Source organism: Winogradskyella psychrotolerans (genome assembly GCF_018860565.1).
GTDB lineage: Bacteria > Bacteroidota > Bacteroidia > Flavobacteriales > Flavobacteriaceae > Winogradskyella > Winogradskyella damuponensis.
The window spans coordinates 136,157-153,312 of sequence record NZ_JAHKPS010000013.1 but is presented as its reverse complement, the minus strand read 5'-3'; the positions used below and the strand labels follow the sequence as shown (position 1 = coordinate 153,312).

At 31.5% G+C, this 17,156-nt stretch carries 16 protein-coding genes; 11 read left to right on the top strand and 5 right to left on the bottom strand.

Translation table 11 applies throughout. The features are described 5' to 3' along the window. Positions 1-91: 91 nt before the first annotated feature. Both KO504_RS05255 and KO504_RS05250 read right to left on the bottom strand, forming a co-directional pair. Positions 92-1,975 carry a DEAD/DEAH box helicase gene (locus KO504_RS05255; RefSeq protein WP_215925278.1) on the bottom strand — a complete coding sequence of 628 codons (1,884 nt, stop codon included), beginning with the start codon at positions 1,973-1,975 and terminating at the stop codon, positions 92-94. A gap of 286 nt (positions 1,976-2,261) precedes the next feature. Next, positions 2,262-2,834 carry a non-canonical purine NTP diphosphatase gene (locus KO504_RS05250; RefSeq protein WP_215925277.1) on the bottom strand — a complete coding sequence of 191 codons (573 nt, stop codon included), beginning with the start codon at positions 2,832-2,834 and terminating at the stop codon, positions 2,262-2,264. Positions 2,835-2,927: 93 nt separating this feature from the next. Here KO504_RS05250 and KO504_RS05245 point away from each other — a divergent pair, with 93 nt between their 5' ends. Further along, complete coding sequence (locus tag KO504_RS05245) at positions 2,928-3,884, top strand: DUF4421 family protein (protein ID WP_215925276.1); 957 nt, start codon at positions 2,928-2,930, stop codon at positions 3,882-3,884. A gap of 161 nt (positions 3,885-4,045) precedes the next feature. After that, positions 4,046-4,345 carry a ribosome hibernation-promoting factor, HPF/YfiA family gene (gene hpf / locus KO504_RS05240; protein ID WP_215925275.1) on the top strand — a complete coding sequence of 100 codons (300 nt, stop codon included), beginning with the start codon at positions 4,046-4,048 and terminating at the stop codon, positions 4,343-4,345. A gap of 43 nt (positions 4,346-4,388) precedes the next feature. Here the strand turns inward: hpf and rlmH are convergent, their stop codons facing one another. Then, on the bottom strand, positions 4,389-4,862 hold the full coding sequence (rlmH, locus tag KO504_RS05235) for a 23S rRNA (pseudouridine(1915)-N(3))-methyltransferase RlmH (RefSeq protein ID WP_215925274.1): 474 nt from the start codon (positions 4,860-4,862) through the stop codon (positions 4,389-4,391). A gap of 198 nt (positions 4,863-5,060) precedes the next feature. Here rlmH and nadC point away from each other — a divergent pair, with 198 nt between their 5' ends. After that, entirely contained in the window at positions 5,061-5,918 is an 858-nt protein-coding gene (gene nadC / locus KO504_RS05230) for a carboxylating nicotinate-nucleotide diphosphorylase (protein ID WP_215925273.1), read from the top strand. Positions 5,919-5,989: 71 nt separating this feature from the next. Continuing rightward, positions 5,990-6,970, top strand: coding sequence for a YihY/virulence factor BrkB family protein (locus KO504_RS05225; protein ID WP_215925272.1), 981 nt, complete (start codon positions 5,990-5,992; stop codon positions 6,968-6,970). Here KO504_RS05225 and KO504_RS05220 read toward each other — a convergent pair. Next, complete coding sequence (locus tag KO504_RS05220; protein ID WP_215925271.1) at positions 6,963-7,697, bottom strand: LytR/AlgR family response regulator transcription factor; 735 nt, start codon at positions 7,695-7,697, stop codon at positions 6,963-6,965. The two genes, KO504_RS05225 and KO504_RS05220, sit on opposite strands and share 8 nt — an antisense overlap. A gap of 1 nt (position 7,698) precedes the next feature. Then, the gene (locus KO504_RS05215) at positions 7,699-9,474 is read right to left on the bottom strand and encodes a tetratricopeptide repeat-containing sensor histidine kinase (protein ID WP_215925270.1); all 1,776 of its coding nucleotides are present in this window, start codon (positions 9,472-9,474) and stop codon (positions 7,699-7,701) included. A gap of 169 nt (positions 9,475-9,643) precedes the next feature. Here KO504_RS05215 and KO504_RS05210 point away from each other — a divergent pair, with 169 nt between their 5' ends. The 7 genes from KO504_RS05210 to priA all read left to right on the top strand — a co-directional run bounded on the left by KO504_RS05210 (position 9,644) and on the right by priA (position 16,914). Next, complete coding sequence (locus tag KO504_RS05210; RefSeq protein WP_215925269.1) at positions 9,644-10,171, top strand: hypothetical protein; 528 nt, start codon at positions 9,644-9,646, stop codon at positions 10,169-10,171. A gap of 46 nt (positions 10,172-10,217) precedes the next feature. After that, the gene (locus tag KO504_RS05205; RefSeq protein WP_215925268.1) at positions 10,218-10,649 is read left to right on the top strand and encodes a hypothetical protein; all 432 of its coding nucleotides are present in this window, start codon (positions 10,218-10,220) and stop codon (positions 10,647-10,649) included. A gap of 12 nt (positions 10,650-10,661) precedes the next feature. Beyond that, positions 10,662-11,495, top strand: coding sequence for a hypothetical protein (locus tag KO504_RS05200; protein ID WP_215925267.1), 834 nt, complete (start codon positions 10,662-10,664; stop codon positions 11,493-11,495). A gap of 110 nt (positions 11,496-11,605) precedes the next feature. Further along, positions 11,606-13,300: a hypothetical protein gene (locus KO504_RS05195; RefSeq protein ID WP_215925266.1), complete on the top strand. Its 1,695-nt coding sequence runs from the start codon at positions 11,606-11,608 to the stop codon at positions 13,298-13,300. Positions 13,301-13,337: 37 nt separating this feature from the next. Beyond that, a complete protein-coding gene (locus KO504_RS05190) occupies positions 13,338-13,883 on the top strand; it encodes a DUF6252 family protein (RefSeq protein WP_215925265.1) in 546 nt (181 codons plus the stop codon). Between the two features lie 152 nt (positions 13,884-14,035). Continuing rightward, positions 14,036-14,461, top strand: a complete 426-nt coding sequence (locus KO504_RS05185; RefSeq protein WP_215925264.1) for a DUF2147 domain-containing protein — start codon at positions 14,036-14,038, stop codon at positions 14,459-14,461. Then, positions 14,461-16,914 carry a replication restart helicase PriA gene (gene priA, locus KO504_RS05180; RefSeq protein ID WP_215925263.1) on the top strand — a complete coding sequence of 818 codons (2,454 nt, stop codon included), beginning with the start codon at positions 14,461-14,463 and terminating at the stop codon, positions 16,912-16,914. The genes KO504_RS05185 and priA overlap by 1 nt, the downstream gene beginning before the upstream one ends. Positions 16,915-17,156: the final 242 nt, after the last annotated feature.

Below are 17,156 nucleotides of genomic sequence, written 5' to 3'. Positions count from 1 at the left end.
GTTGGTTGTTGATTTGTAATTTATCATAAAAAAAACCAAAACCTAAAGTAATGCTTTAAGTTTTGGTTTGAGTTTATTGTATTTAGACAACTTAATCTCTTCGTCTAGAACGTCTTGGTCTGTCTGAAACAGATCCGCTAGATTCTGATCGTCTGTCTCCTTTAAAATCGTTAAAACTTCGATCTCCTCTGTCTTTTCTTGTATCGTCAGATCGTCTGCTGCGTCTATCTCCTCCAGAAGGACGTCTATCACTAGAAGAACGTCTGTCTCCTCTTGGTTTATCGTCACGTCTACGACTTCCGCCAGAACGTCTATCGTTGCCACCACGACCTCTTCCGCCGCTTCTGCCACCACGACTTCTGCCTTTGTCTTCACTAACTTCTACATTAACAAAACGACCTTCGTGTTTAAAATCTGTAAAAAAGGCTAAGACTTTTTCTTGTAATGCTTTTTCGGTATTAAAGAAAGAAAAGCTATCCTTAACATCAACTTTAAAGACATCGTCACGACCTAATTCTAATTGTTCTTTTAAGAAATCTTTCAATTTCATCCAGTCAAAACCATCTTTACTACCAACGTTAATAAAATAACGAGAGTCGTTAGATTGCTTGCCGTAATCACGTCCGCCATCTCTATCGCTTCCACGAGATTCTACAACACCTAAATCTTTCGATTTTTGGTAGTAATTGAAGAAACGGTTAAATTCTACAGAGAAAAACTTCTTAATTAATTCATCTTTATCAGTATCTGCGAATAGTTCGTTGATGCTTTCTAGATGCTTATCAATTTCATGATTTGTTTCTGTTGTATGGATTTTATTCGCTAAAGACATTAATTGTACTTCAACAATATCACTTCCAGAAGGAATTTCTTTTTTATCGAAATCTTTCTTAATAATACGTTCTATACTTTTTATCTTTCTCACTTCACTTTTAGAAACAATAACCATAGACACTCCTGTTTTACCAGCACGTCCAGTTCTACCAGATCGGTGTGTATAGGTTTCTATTTCATCAGGAAGTTGATAATTAATAACGTGTGTTATATCATCGACATCAATACCACGTGCTGCAACATCTGTTGCAACTAACATCTGTATTTGTTGATTTCTAAAAGATTTCATGACCAAATCTCTTTGGTTCTGACTTAAATCTCCGTGTAATGCACCTGCAGAGTAACCATCTTCAATTAAGTTTTCGGCTACTTTTTGTGTATCTCTTTTTGTACGACAGAAAATTACAGAAAAAATATCTGGATTAGCATCTGCCAAACGTTTTAAAGCTTGGTAACGATCTCTAGCGTTTACTAAATAGTATTCGTGCGTTACGTTGCTTGTGCTTTCATTTTTATTACCTACAGTAATTTCTGTAGGATTGTACATGAATTTCTTTGCAATGGTTGCCACTTCTTTTGGCATTGTTGCAGAAAATAACCAGGTGTTTTTGTCTTCTGGTGTATGAGAGAGAATATCAGTAATATCTTCCTTAAATCCCATGTTTAACATTTCATCAGCCTCATCTAAAACGCTGTATTGTATTTTAGAAATATCAACCATTCTACGGCTAATCATGTCTTTCATACGACCTGGTGTTGCCACAATAATTTGTGCACCACGTTTTACGGCTCTTGCTTGATCAGAAATACTAGATCCACCATAAATAGCAACTACATTTAAGCCTTTGCAATATTTACCGTAAAGTTTAAGTTCGTTGGTGATTTGTAAACAAAGTTCACGAGTAGGAGATAAGATAAGACCTTGTGTGGTTCTACTATCAATATCTATTTTTTGCAACATCGGAAATCCGAAAGCTGCGGTTTTCCCTGTACCAGTTTGTGCCAAAGCAACTAAGTCTTTGTCTTCTTCTAATAATAAAGGGATTGCTTTTGCTTGTACTTCACTTGGTTTTTCAAAACCTAAGTCTGTAATAGCTTTGAGAAGGTCTTCATTAAGACCTAATTCTTGGAATGTGCTCATTCTTGAGTATATGTATTCGATTATGTTCTTTTGGTGTTACAAAAGAAGCGAATCGACATACTAAACACTTAAACTTCTAGGTAACACATCCTCACTCTGAGGAATATACAAAATCCAATCATGGATTTTTTGCAAGGTGCAAAGCTACAACAATTAATTGGATAATCAACTTTTGTTGTTTTTATGTTTGGTAATGTGTTTTAATTCAGGGTAATAGTTTGGTTGAAAAGGGGTAGTGTACTCGATAATGATTAATGATAAGGTCTTTATAAACCGTTGTTTTGTATTAGTTTTTTAAAAACTCTACCAGTTTAGAAACTGCCTTTCCTCGATGGCCTATTTTATTTTTTTCTTCCAAAGAAATTTCAGCAAATGTTTTGTCATAGCCATTGGCTTTAAAGACGGGATCGTATCCAAAACCTCCATCGCCATGTTTTTGAGTTGTAATAATACCTTTGCAAATTCCAGTAAACGTATGTAGTTTGCCATTAAGATGTAATGCTATGACGGTTTTAAACTGTGCATTACGGTTGGTTTTATGTTTAAGTTCTGTAAGTAATTTTTTAGTGTTATCTTCAGCATTGCGTTGCGGACCAGCATAACGTGCTGAAAATACGCCTGGCTCACCGTTTAAAGCGTGGACTTCTAAACCTGTGTCATCAGCAAAACAATCGTAACCATAATGGTTTTTTAGGTATTCGGCTTTTTGTATGGCATTACCTTCAATTGTAGGTTGGGTTTCTGGGATATCTTCATCACAAGCAATATCTTTTAAACTTAAAAGTTTAATGTGTTGTGGTAACATACTTTGAACCTCTTTGAGTTTATTTAAGTTATTAGTTGCGAAAACAAGTTGCATATGGTGGTCTTATTTAATGTAATTTAGCTTTTGTAAAAATAGAAATCTATTTTAATCTCATTTGTCAAAATAAAACATTTTAACATCACTGTAATGATAAGGCTTTATTTACTTTTAGTTTTTTGTTTTAGTTTCTTGGCTCTAAACGCACAAGATATTGAGGATTTAGATTCTTTACTTATTGATAGAGATATTGAAAATTATTCTATTCGTGTGTTTTCCAATTTTAAAGTTAATAAATTCAGTATAAAAGATGATGATTCTAAAGTAAAGTTTGTGCCCAATAATAGATATGGTTTGGGTGTCGGTTTTGCAAATAGTAAAGTTATAGTTGATATTGCATTTAATATTAAAAATTCAAATAAAGAAGAAACAAAAAAGTTTGATTTACAGGGGACTACTATTTTAAAGGATCAATACTACGTCAATGTTTATGCACAAACCTACAGGGGTTTTAATGTTAAAAATGATTTTAACGAACCTACCACTTTTAGAAATGATATACGTTCTGTAAGTGTTGGTTTCAATTCTTTGTACACGTTTGATGATATAGAGTTTTCTTATGCGCTTTTAAAAGCAGGCTTGTTTGAAAAACGAAATAAAGATATTTATATAACTGGAGGAATAGGGGCTTTTGCAGGTTTTGATTACTTTTCTGCAAATTCTAGTGTTTTAGATGAATCAACCAGTTCTTATTTTAATGACCGTGGAAATATTAAAAGGTATCAAGGTTTAGCATTTGGAGTTTTGGGTGGACTTATTTCATATTTTAAACTTCCAGAAGATATTACTGCAACGGTAAATGTAATGCCAGGAATTGGTTTGGTAAGTAAAAAAATCACTACACAAACAGGAAGTTATATGCCTTCTAGTCCAATGTTATATAAATTAGATTTTTTAATAGGTTTAAGTTATAATTTTAAACAGTTTTATGTTAGTCTAACCTATAATAATGGTTCGTATAATACAGATTTTGATTATGGTAATAACTACGGATTAAACCTTACAAAAGCAAAATTAGCTATTGGTTATAAGATTAAACAAAAGTAATTTCTTGTAGATTAAGCAATAGGAATTCATTTACTTTATTTTATATGTTTTTTCAAAATAAATTAAAAATTTTATCAATATATTATGATAATTATCAGTCATGGATTTGACTAAATCTTGTATCTTAGTGAAAAGAATAATTCATTAAAATAAGATAGATTATGACGGTAAATTTTCAATATGTAAACATTGATGTAAGTGAGACACTTTCAGCATTAACAACAGAAAAATTAGAAAAATTAGCAAATAAATTCGAGTTTCTAATTTCAGCACAAGTATATTTTAAACATGATGAAAAAGATCATGAAACAGGTAAGATTTGTAATATAGAATTAAGCTTGCCTGGGCCACGTATTTTTGCGAAATCGAACGAGAAAAATTATGAAATGGCAATGAATGAAACGATTAACGATTTAACAAGACAACTTAAAAAACGTAAAGAAGTTTATAAAACACACTAATTGAAAAACGTTTCGACGTTTAATACCAGAGGGTTTATAGTTTTTAGCGGTGATGATAGGGTTCATTTCTAAGGATTGTAAACCCTCTGTACAATTGTTCTATAAAGAACAAACGTACCATTTGATGCGAAAATGTCATTTTAGATAAGCTTAATTTTCCGTTAGCTCTAAGGTAAACGGCATCCGAAAATCCATAAGGTCCACCAATAACAAAGATTAAGGTTTTTATTCCAGAATTCATATGTTTTTGTAAGTAATTCGAAAACGCTACGGAATCTAATTGTTTCCCATTTTCATCTAACAAAATTAAAACATCAGAAGTTTGCGTTTTTGCTAAAATTAATTCGCCTTCTTTTTCCTTTTGTTGTGCTTCAGATAAATTTTTAACCTTTTTTAAATCTGGAATAATATCAAATTCAAATTTTATATAATGCCCTAAACGTTTTGAATAATCAGCAATTAAAGCAATTAAGTTTTTATTGTCGGTTTTACCTATGGCTATAAGTTTTATTTGCATTGTAGTGTCTGGTCGAGCGCAGTCGAGACCTGGTTTAATGACCTCTCGACTGCGCTCGAGGTGGCAAAATTTGCCTAATTAAATTTCAAATTTAAGGATTTAAAAGCATTCAAAAAGTTTGCCTCTTTATAATTTGACATTTACTTTTTGATATTTTTTACCTTTCAATTCCTATTTTTACAACAAATATGTATTCAGATGATTTCAAAAGCACAGTTTGATAAAGAAATAGAATTGATAATAGCTAATGCCATTAGAGAAGATGTTGGTGATGGCGACCATAGTTCTTTAGCATGTATTCCTGCTTCTGCTCAAGGAAAAGCTAAATTACTAGTAAAAGACAAAGGTATTATTGCAGGAGTTGAATTTGCAAAGCAAGTTTTTGCCTATGTTGATGAGAACATGAAAGTGGAGACATTAATTGAAGATGGTCAAAAAGTAAAACATGGAGATATTGTGTTTTATGTAGAAGGTGCATCACAATCTATTCTTAAAGCAGAGCGTTTAGTGTTGAATGCTATGCAACGTATGAGTGCCATAGCTACAAAAACTAGAGAATTTGTAGATTTATTAGAAGGTACTGGAACAAAAATTTTAGATACTCGAAAAACCACTCCAGGTATTAGAGCTTTAGAAAAATGGGCTGTGAAAATAGGAGGTGGAGAAAATCATAGATTTGCTTTATACGATATGATTATGTTAAAAGATAACCATATTGATTTTGCAGGTGGAGTAGCAAAAGCAATTAACCAAACTAAGCAATATCTAAAAGATACAAATCGTGATTTAAAAATTATTGTTGAGGCTAGAAATTTAGAAGAAATTAAAGAAATATTAGATTGTGGTGGTGTTTACCGAATTCTAATTGATAACTTTAATTATGAAGATACTCGTAAAGCTGTAAAGCTAATTGGAGACCAATGTTTAACAGAGTCTTCTGGAGGAATTAATGAAAATACAGTTAGAAAATATGCAGAATGTGGTGTAGACTATATATCTTCAGGTGCATTAACACATTCAGTTTACAATAAAGATTTAAGCCTAAAGGCGGTATAATTTAGTAAGTAGTGCGTAAAACAGTTTGAGTGATAAACATGGGCTAACGGCCAATAGCTAAAAGCTAAATAATGTCAAAACATATAGAAGATAAATTAGATAAAATTCCGGTTCTAAATTTAATTGTGCGCTTTTTTAAGCAGATTAAGTTACCAGGATTTGAAGGCCTATCTGTATACGATTTGTTAGAGCTTTATATTATGGGAATAATTAATGGAGCCTTAACCACTAGAGCAAGTGCTATAGCTTTTAGTTTTTTTACCGCAATTTTTCCGTTTTTACTTTTTGTAATTATTGTTATACCGCATATACCTATCGTTGGATTTCGAGAGGATTTTTTAGATTTCTTAAATTCAATTTTACCACCTCAAACCTCCGAGTTTTTTATTGATAGTATTTTTCAAGATATGAGTAGTAATACAAGTGGAGGTCTTATCTCTTCTATATTTTTACTTTCTGTTTTTTTAATGGCAAATGGTGTAAACGCTGTGTTTTCTGGTTTTGAAACATCATATCATAAACAATTGTATCGAAATGTATTTAAGCAATACATATTTGCTATTGGTGTGGCTTTAATTCTTGCATTTCTTTTATTGTTAACTGTTGCCGTATTTGGATATTTTCAAATATATGTGCTTAAACCGTTGTATGAAGGTATAAGTGGTCATGCTATTTCAGAAGGTGCAGGTTGGATCATCTTTGCAAAATATTTGTTTTTTGTTATTATGACGTATTTAGCAACAGCTACATTATATTATTTTGGGACTAGAGAAGGAAAGGCATCTAAGTTTTTTTCCGTTGGTGCGTTGCTCACCACATTATTAATTATGTTAACGTCGTTTTTATTCGCGATTTATATAGAAAATTTTTCAAAATACAATGAACTTTATGGTTCTATCGGTGCGCTGTTGATTTTGTTACTTTATTTATGGCTGAATTCTAATATATTATTATTAGGGTATGAATTAAATGCTTCACTTCAATTTTTAAGAAAACATCCAAGAGCTAGAAAAGAAATTAAACAGAAGGAGGTTGAAGAATTAGTTAAGTAAAGTGTTTTAAAAATTCATCTTTGCGTCTTACCGAAATTGGAACTTGTGCGTCATTAGACATTAGTACATAACTCTGTTTGCCTTTATAGTATTTTTTAACGTGATCTATATTTATTAAATGTGATTTATGAGTTTTAAAAAATGCATTGTCGCCTAATAAATCCTCGTAGAATTTTATAGGTTTTGAGACCATTGATTTACCTTCTTTTGTGAAAATATGTGTGTAACTAGTGTCGGCTTCTAAATGAATAATATCTTCAACTTTTAAAGTTTCAAATCCTGTTAATGAGGGAATGGTAATAACTTTCTTTTGGTCTGGTTTTAGGTTTTTAAACAAATTTTGAAGTTGCTGTCCCATATTTTGATGTAATAAATCTGATTTTAAACGTGTAATAGCATGATTAAAATCGTCAGAATCTATAGGTTTTAATAAATAATCGAATGCGCTAAATTTGAAGGCTTTAATAGCGTAATTGTCAAAAGCGGTCGTAAATATTATTTTAAAGTTTACATCATTTAATTCTTGTAAAAAATCAAACCCTGTTTTATCATGGATTTTAATATCTAAAAACACCAAATCGGGTTGTAATTGCGGTACCATTTTTAGAGCGTCATCTACGGTGTCAATTACAGCAAGTATATTAAACGTGTTTGGGTGTTGTTTGGTAAGGCTTAAAATACGGTCTGAGCAATGAGCTTCATCATCTATGATTATAGTTTTTATCATGCTAAAATGCCAGTTCTATTGGTAGTGAAACATCTATTCTTGTGCCTTCGGTTTTGTCAATAATTTCAACAGTGCCATTGGTGTTTTTGAGTTTGTTAATTATTTCAATCCTGCTTTTGGTAATTGCCATTCCTATAGATTTGTTATTAGCTGAAGTGGCTTTTTTACGGCCAATACCATTATCGTCAACACTACAAATAAGCATGTTTTTTTCTGTTTTAAAAGAAATGTTTATAAGTCCAACACCCTCTTTTTGTGCTAAACCATGAATAATACTATTTTCAATAAACGGTTGGAGAATCATTGGTGGTACTAAAATGTTTTCAGCATCAAGGTTAGGATCTATAGTAATAGTATAATTAAATTTAGAGTTGAAGCGTTTACGTTCAATATCCATATAGGTTTTAAGCAAAGAAATATCGTCACTTAAAAGGATTTCTTTTTTTTCTGAATTTTCTAAAGTGAGACGCATTAGCTTGGCAAATTTACTCAGGTAGTCGCTTGCAGATTGTGTGTCATTTTTTAAAATATAATCACCAATTGAGTTAAGCGAATTAAAGATAAAATGCGGATTCATTTGCGAGCGTAAGGCTTTTAATTCGGTATCAGACACCTTTGCGTTAAATTCGGCTTCCTTAGATTTTGAAACGGCTTCTTGCTTTCTTCTGTATAATACAAACCCGATTAAAGAGGCTAGAACTAATCCGGAACCGCCAATAAGCGAGGCGTTTTTGATGGATTTTTGACGTTCAATTTCGATTTCAGAAATAGCTTTATGTTTGTCGGCTTCGTATTGAATTTCTTTTCGAGATATTTCAAGTTTTCGATCTGCATTTATCAAGCTATCTCTTAAAACAATATGTTTTTGGTAGGTGAGTAATGCGTTTTTATAATCTCCTTTTTCGGCATACACATTAGCTAAAGTTTTAAGAGCCGTGTTTTGTGTCGATAAACTATTTAAGGCTTCATTTAATTTTAAACTGTTAGTGGCGTAATATTCGGCTTTTTCAATATTCTTATTTTGTAAATGTACTTCGGCTGCATTTGTGTAAGCAGTGACGCGTAAGCCTTCAATATTGTGTTGTTCTATTAAATCTAAACTTTCATTAGTACTTGTTAATGCGTCTTCCAAAAATCCAGCATTAGCTTGTACAATACTTAAATTGGTTTTTATGTTTGCAATAAATATTGTGTGCTTATTTTGTTCTGCACCTACAAGTGCTTTTTTATAATAATAGATAGAAGAATCTAATTTTTTTTGATCTCCATAGATATTGCCAATATAAAACTGTGTACTGAATTTACTTTTGTTTTCAGGATTAATTAATAGCGTTTTAAAACTTTTTAGGGCTTTGTCATATTCTTGTTGCTCATAATATATAAGTCCGATATTGGTAAGTACACCAACCTCATATTTTTTAAATTTCTGTTCTTTTTCAAAAATGGCATAACTCTTTTGGTAATAGTTTAAGCCTTCTAAAGGATCAGACAAGAAGTAATGGTTTATAATTCCTAAATTGTTATAAGAAATGGCAATGCCTTTGGGGTAATTAAGTTGTTTAGAAATCGCTAATGTTTTATTAACATAAGTTGTCCATGTGGTATCAGCAGGAGTTAAAAACATTTTTCTTGCAACATACTTAATTCTTAAGTTCACATAAGTGGTGTCTTTGTTTTTGTAATTCTGAATTAAATTCTCTAACGAATCAATCATTTTATTCTGTGAAAAACAAAACGTGGAAATTAGTAAAAAGATGGTAGTCAGTAATGTTTTCATCTAGTGATTTAGTTAATAGCTGGCTTAAAAATAGTAATTAATTGTTGAAAATAAGCTACAAAATCAACGTTAATAAATTCAAAACCAACGATAATAGGTTGGTTATAGCCTATAACTATAAATAGTTATTCCTTTAGATGTAATTAACTTATTAATAATTCAAAAAATAATGAAAACAAAACGTAGTATTCTAAACATCGCCTTAATTGTTTTGCTAACTGTAAGCTGCTCAAGTAGCGATGATAGTTCAGGAGGTAATGCTGTTTATGGAATTATTCAGTTGTCTGGACCAGATACTTCTGAAATAGGCAGCACTTTAACCGTTGGAAATATTAATGCAGATGCTTTAGGCTCAACAGGAACTTCAAGTTCTGTGGTGCTTGCAGATGAAAATACAACCTTTGAAAATGGTGTGCCTAATCCAACCGATTTTTCTAATGGTTTTATCATTGTTGCAGCAGAGTTTGATGATAATGCTGTTGTTGATAAAACAATTTCAATGACTATTCTTAAAAATGGTGAAGAGTATAGGTATGTATGTTCTACACCTCCAACAAGTGCCGCAGATAATACGGATTGTGGTGTAGGGTTTAGTACAGATAAAGTCGCAAAAGAAGTGAAGTTTGATGACACCACTGTTATTAATGTAGATACAGGAACTATTTTAACTATGAATGGTACAATCAATTATGATTGAAAATGAAATTTCAAAAATCATGTAATAACGCAGTAATATATACTTTATGAAATCAATCCGTAAGTTGTCTCGTTATATTTCTATAGGCTTGTTTATAGGTCTTTTTATGCCAATGAATGTTTGGTCTCAAGATAAACGAATTAAACCACCAAAACGAAAATCTAAAATAACAAGTGTAGATAATTTTGTAAAGCATTCTTTTGAATTGTATCATAAAGTTTTTGTGTATGATAGTTTAACAAAAGTAGGTGTAGAAGTGCCTGCAGAAATTGAAGATGAATTAATGGAGCGTGCAGAAAGAGATGCGGATAGTCTTTGGCAGGAAGTGCCAGATATAGCAGAAGCGATTAGCGATGCTCCTTTTATGAAACAAGCAAAAGCTACCTTTAATTTAAATAGAACAAAAAAGGCATTGAGGTTTTGTATGCTTTCTGTAAAAGCTTATTTCATGGGAACAGAAGATGATGAAGATAATTAAAAACCAATATCTATGAATTCTTATATCGCGTTTGTAATATTTTGTTTTGGTCTTCTGTCTGTAAATGCCCAAACTTATAAGGCTGCTTTTAGGGCAGATGTGTGCTCTTGTTTAGAGGAAGAAAGTCTAAAACGTACACTTACAGAAAATACATTTAAAGCGTGTTTAAGGGAGACGCTTCCTAAATATGCTGCACAAATTGATGCAGAAATTGTAGAACCAGATGTCAGTAAAAAATATTATAAAGGCCAGTTAGCTCGAAAAGCATTACTATTTGCAATGCAATACGAATTAATTTATAGCTGTGATGTATATTTTAAACACCTCGATTACCAAAGAACCAGTCAAAAATTAATTGCGCGAGAAAACGCAAAAGAAAGTGATTTAGAAAAGTACAATCAAATGGTCGCTTTAACACCAAACGCAATGGCTTATTTTATGCGCGCTCAGTTACAATTTAATTTAGGAAATATTAAAGCATCTGAAGCTGATGTTCTTAAAAGTTTAGAAGTTAATCCTAATAAAGAAAATGAGAAGGCAACGAGACACGAATTGTTGTTATTGGCTTCTATATACGAAGAACAAGAAAATTTTAGTGCAGCCGTTGCGCTCTACGATAAGATATACATAGGCGATTATGATGTAGAAGTAGCTAGGTTACGTGCGCTTTCAGATAAAAAAGCAGGTGGTACTATTGCTAATGTTTCAAAAATAGGACAGGTTGAAGTAATAAAAGATAACACATCTTTAAAAACCATTGAAAAAACATCTCGTCGTAAAAGTAGAACTCACAAACTAGAAAAAAAGAAAGACTCTTCTTCATTACGTAAGCTACTTAAATTGTAAAATAAATTATTAGTTGTTTTCTTATCGTTAAGGTATTTTCGATTATTTTGATTTCTAGGAGTATATGACTAACTTTCAGCCTTAATCATAAAAAATAAACCAACCAACAAATGAACAATTCTATTAATAATCTGTCAAAAAGTAGTTTATTAACATTGTGTCTTATTCTTTTTTTTTCTATAGTTAATTCACAAAATTTCAATGAACAAGTAGAGACTATTGCTTCAAACTTTGAAACTGTCGAGGCCTCAAAAGCGCAATTCAGTCAAGAAATGAAAGTTGTTTCTTCTGGTTATGTTGTTTTGACAATAACAGAAGTAAATTCTAAAGGAGAAACAGAAGCTATTAATTACGAATTTAGTTTTTCTGATATTGATATTAATACTGTAAGGAGTATTACTAAGAAGGATCTTATCCTAGTTCAATTGTTTATTAAAGGAAAACAAAAACTGATTAAAAAAATTGAAGACGGAGGAGATAAAGTAAGTTATATCGATGAGCTTTTTTTGTACGCAAAAGATATTGATAATGGAAGACATATCTCAGAAGCTATAAAAGATATTATTCCGTTAAATGAGACTTTAGAAAAAAATAAACTGTCGCTTAATACGTATTCAGACCATTTGCAATGGTTAATGGATAATGTAGCAGAAGTAGATTATTCTAAAAAACAATACATACAAAAGCTAAGCAATGACTCTAAGCAAAACGGATACGCTAAATTGGAGACCATAGTAAATGCTAAGAGTAAATCTTCAAACGAGGATTACGAATTTAACTTTGCGGTTTTAAATCCTAATAGCATAGATTTTAAAATTAAAAGTGATGAGTTTTATATTGAGGTTTCAACAAGAAGAAACATAAAAAATATTAAAACTTTTGAAAATGATATTCAGCAAAGTTTTATAAATAAGTTGGAATTTTATGCCACAAGCATAGAAAATGGAAAAGATATTTACAAAGTTTTGAAGGCTATTATTCCTTTGGCAGAAGAGGCTTTTGAAAGTTCTAAGCCAAAAATAGACACCAGATCTGATGCTATTAGTTACTTAAATAGTGTTATAACTCAAGTTGCATCAGAAGACAAAGCTTTTACACAAGCTATTACAGACGATTGTGTCACAGATTTAGAAGTAAAGTTAGTGACTAGTAAAGCTAATGAAGATCATAAGTACACCTTTAATTTTATTGATATAAACAGTGATAATATAGATTATAATTCTCAAAAGGATTTACTATTTGTATCCTTAAATACCAATCAGAAAAATAAGTTTATAAAACATTTAGAAAATGGAGTATTACAAAACTATGATGATGATACAAGGATATATGTTAACTCTATTGAAGAAGCGATGATTGCTAAAGAAGCTTTTCAGAATATTATTAAAAGCTGTTTAGATATGGTAAAAGAAACTAATGATATTGATGAAAAACAAGGCTTAGAAAAACTCACAGAAGCTATAGGAATTGTTAAAATTAATGAAGATAGCTATGAGCAATCTATAGAACTTGTAGATGAAGAAGCTCATATTGTTAAGCTTACTCATATTTTTTCAAATGCTAAAAAGAGTGAAGAAGAAGTGTACGAATTTGGGCTTAAGGATATTAATTCTAAAAGTGTGGTAATGACAACTTCAGGGAAAAAAGTACAAGTAGAAATGAATACGAAGTATTTTGAAAAAATTATAAAAACCTATAAAGATGGTGAGATAAAAAGCTATGGTAATAAAATTGTTATTGAAGCATCAAGTATAGAAAATGCAAGAGAGATAGTGCAATTATTTAGTGCTGTTACTCAAGATTAAAATAGAGAGCTTAGCTGTTTGTTACAAAATTAAAAAGATGAAAAGACTGCTGTTTATGTTGGTGTCATTAAGTGTGTTAGTAGCTTGTTCTAGTAACAATAGTGACGATTTTAATGAACCAAATGACTTAAATGGTGCTTATTTAACAGCTAAAGTTAATGGTGAAGATTTTGTGGTAGAGGGTAATAGTATTTTAACAGGAGTGTATGCGCAATTGGTAGAATCTAATTCTGTTTTTGTTTTTGGAATCGGAGCTACAACATTTGATGATGGTTTTAATGCAAGAGTTGTAAGTCTTGCTTTGGGCGGTTTAGATTTTGATATGGTTGTCTCAGGTGGAGAGTATTATGCCCAACAGGGAGATTTAACGGTGGCTGGCTATTATAACGAGCAAAATACAAATGATACTTATCTTAGTTCAGAGTCAAATATGGAGGCTTATGTAAAAATAACGGCCATTGATAAGATTAATAGAGTCGTTTCTGGTGAGTTTCAATTTGTTTCTATTGATGATGACAATTCAAATATCACCTACGCCGTTACAGATGGTGTTTTTAATGAAATTGAATATGTAACCGAGTAATAATAAACTATCCAAAAAGTGGCTAGTCCTTAAAAAACCATCTCAATTAGAGATGGTTTTCTTAATTAAACCTATTACTTTTGAAATATATACCATTGCTAACAGTTATGTTATTTAATAAGTAGCTAGATTAATTTAAGAAAGATCAAACGATGTTAAAAAAATATATTACAAGTTTTGTTATGCTTCTCCTGTTTTGTAGCCTTTCAGCACAATCTATAACAGGGAAATGGAAAACAATTGACGATAATACAGGTCAGGCAAAATCGATAGTTGAGATTTATGAGTCTGAAGGAAAAATTTATGGGAAAATTATAGAATTAATTAAACCAAAGGTTGAAAATCCAATATGTACAGAATGTAAAGGAAAGAATAAAGACAAGCCTATTGTTGGCCTTCAAATTATAGATGGTTTAACTAAAGATGATGATGTTTATAATGATGGTGAGATTTTAAATCCTGAAAATGGAAAAGTGTATAAGTGTCAATTAAAACTTGATGACAATAACGATACTCTTCAAGTACGAGGATACATCGCTTTTTTCTATAAAACTCAATATTGGAAACGTATTAAATAATGCTACATTTTATAGACGTCATTTTACCTATTCCACTTCAAAAGGCATTTACCTATCATATTACTGAGGCAGAATCTCAATTCTTAAAACCAGGAATGCGAGTCGCAGTGCCTTTTGGGAAAAGTAAAATTTATACGGCTTTAGTTTATACAATCCATCAAAATCCACCAACGGCTTACGATGCAAAAACGATTCATCAAATTTTAGATGATACAGCTGTAATAACAGAAACACAATTGCAACATTGGGAATGGATTGCTAATTATTACATGTGTAGTTTAGGAGAAGTAATGAGAGCGGCAATGCCAAATGCTTTTTTGTTAGAAAGCGAAACCATAATCTCTAGAAATGAAAAAGTTGTTATTGAAGCGTCTGAATTAAAAGACGAAGAATATTTAATTTATGAAGCGCTACAACATCAATCTTCATTAAAGATAAATGATGTCGTATCTATATTAGATAAAAAGCGTGTACTTCCAATTATCAATGGCTTGGTAGAAAAGGGTGTTTTAAATTTACAAGAAGAAATGTACGAAAAGTACACGCCAAAATTAGTGCGGTACGTCAAGTTACATCACAACCACAAATCTCAAGAAAAGCTACAAGAGTTGCTAGAAGAATTAAGTAGAGCACCAAAGCAGCGCGAAGTTGTACTCACTTTATTTACAATGGAAGCCTCTTTGAAGCAACCAATTAAAGTTTCAGATTTAGCAGAACGTAGTGGAGCATCTACTTCGATAATTAAAACCTTAATTGATAAACATATTTTAGAGGAATATCACATTCAAGTCGATCGAGTTCAATTTGATGGCGATGGAGATTCAGATGCTAAACGATTAAGTGAAGCTCAACAACAGGCATGTGATGAGGTTGAGGCTGTTTTTAAAGAAAAATCAGTGGCATTATTGCATGGAGTTACCTCTTCGGGTAAAACAGAAATTTATGTTCAGCTCATTCAAAAACAATTAGATTTAGGAAAACAAGTCTTGTATTTATTGCCAGAGATTGCATTAACTACACAATTGGTAAACCGACTTCAGGATTATTTTGGTGAGAAAGTCGCTGTTTTTCATTCGAGATATTCAGGAAATGAAAGGGTAGAAGTTTGGCAAAATATGCTTAATAATTCCGAAAAAGCACAGGTTGTTATCGGCGCACGATCGTCATTATTATTGCCTTTTCATAATTTAGGATTAATTATTGTTGACGAAGAGCATGAGTCGTCTTACAAACAATTTGATCCTGCACCACGCTATCATGCAAGAGATGCGGCAATTGTTTTAGCAAATATCTTTCAAGCAAAAACCCTTTTAGGATCAGCCACTCCAAGTCTAGAAAGTTATTTTAACGCCAGTCAAGGTAAATATGGATTGGTGGAATTAAATTCACGATATAACAATGTGTTAATGCCAGATATAGAACTGGTAGATTTGGCAGATAAATATAAGCGTAAGCGCATGAAAGGTCATTTTAGCGATAGGTTAATCGAAGAAATGACAGAAACTTTAGAAGAAGGATTTCAAATTATATTATTTCAAAATCGTCGTGGCTTTTCACCAATTATCGAATGTACAACTTGCGGAACGTCGCCTCAATGCCCTAATTGCGATGTCAGTTTAACATATCACCAATACAGAGATCAGTTGCGTTGTCATTATTGTGGATACAATTCGGCTATGCTAAAAAGTTGTCAGGCTTGTGGTAACGCTACATTAGATACTAAAGGTTTTGGTACAGAGCAAATAGAGCAAGAGGTCAAAGTGTTATTTCCAGATAAGAAAGTGGCGCGTATGGATTTAGATACCACACGTGGAAAATATGGCTTCGAGAAAATAATAAACAGCTTTGAACAACGCGAAGTTGATATTTTGGTTGGAACGCAAATGCTAACCAAAGGTCTAGATTTTAGATTTGTAAAGTTAGTTGGTATTATGAATGCTGATAACTTGCTTAATTTTCCAGATTTTAGAGCACACGAACGCAGTTACCAACTCATGGCACAAGTGTCTGGTAGAGCAGGTCGTACGGATTTAAGAGGAAAAGTTTTAATTCAAACGTATAATCCGCATCATAATATTTTACAACAAGTATCTACTAATGCTTATAAGGAGATGTTTGCAGAGCAGATGAATGAGCGTTATAATTTTAAATATCCACCAGTTTTTAGGTTGATTAAAATTACTTTCAAGCATAAGGATTATAATCGAGTGAATTTGGCTGCAGATTGGTATGCAAAATCATTAAAGCAATTATTTAAAGCTAATGTTTTAGGTCCAGAATTTCCGCCAGTATCAAGAATTCGAAATTTATATCATAAAAATATCTTGGTAAAAATTCCACAAAAACAATCCTTGGCAAAAACAAAAGAAGCCATTAGGAAAATAGATAATAGCTTTAATGCAGTAAAAGATTTTAGGTCAGTGAGAGTTGTTATTAATGTGGATAATTATTAAATCCAAATTTTAAAATACTCATAAAGCCTCCTCAAGGGTACAACCTATGTGACTAAATTTTTTATTATAGATTGATGTTTTTTTTCTAAATAACATGAATTACACTAAAGAAACTTGAATATTCTTGATGGGTATTGTCCTTATTAAGGTGATTTTAGGGATGTGAAAATTAAATAATTTCTTAGTATATAAACTTTAAGAACTAAAAAATCCCAAACATTTGCTTGGGATTTTTTATAATT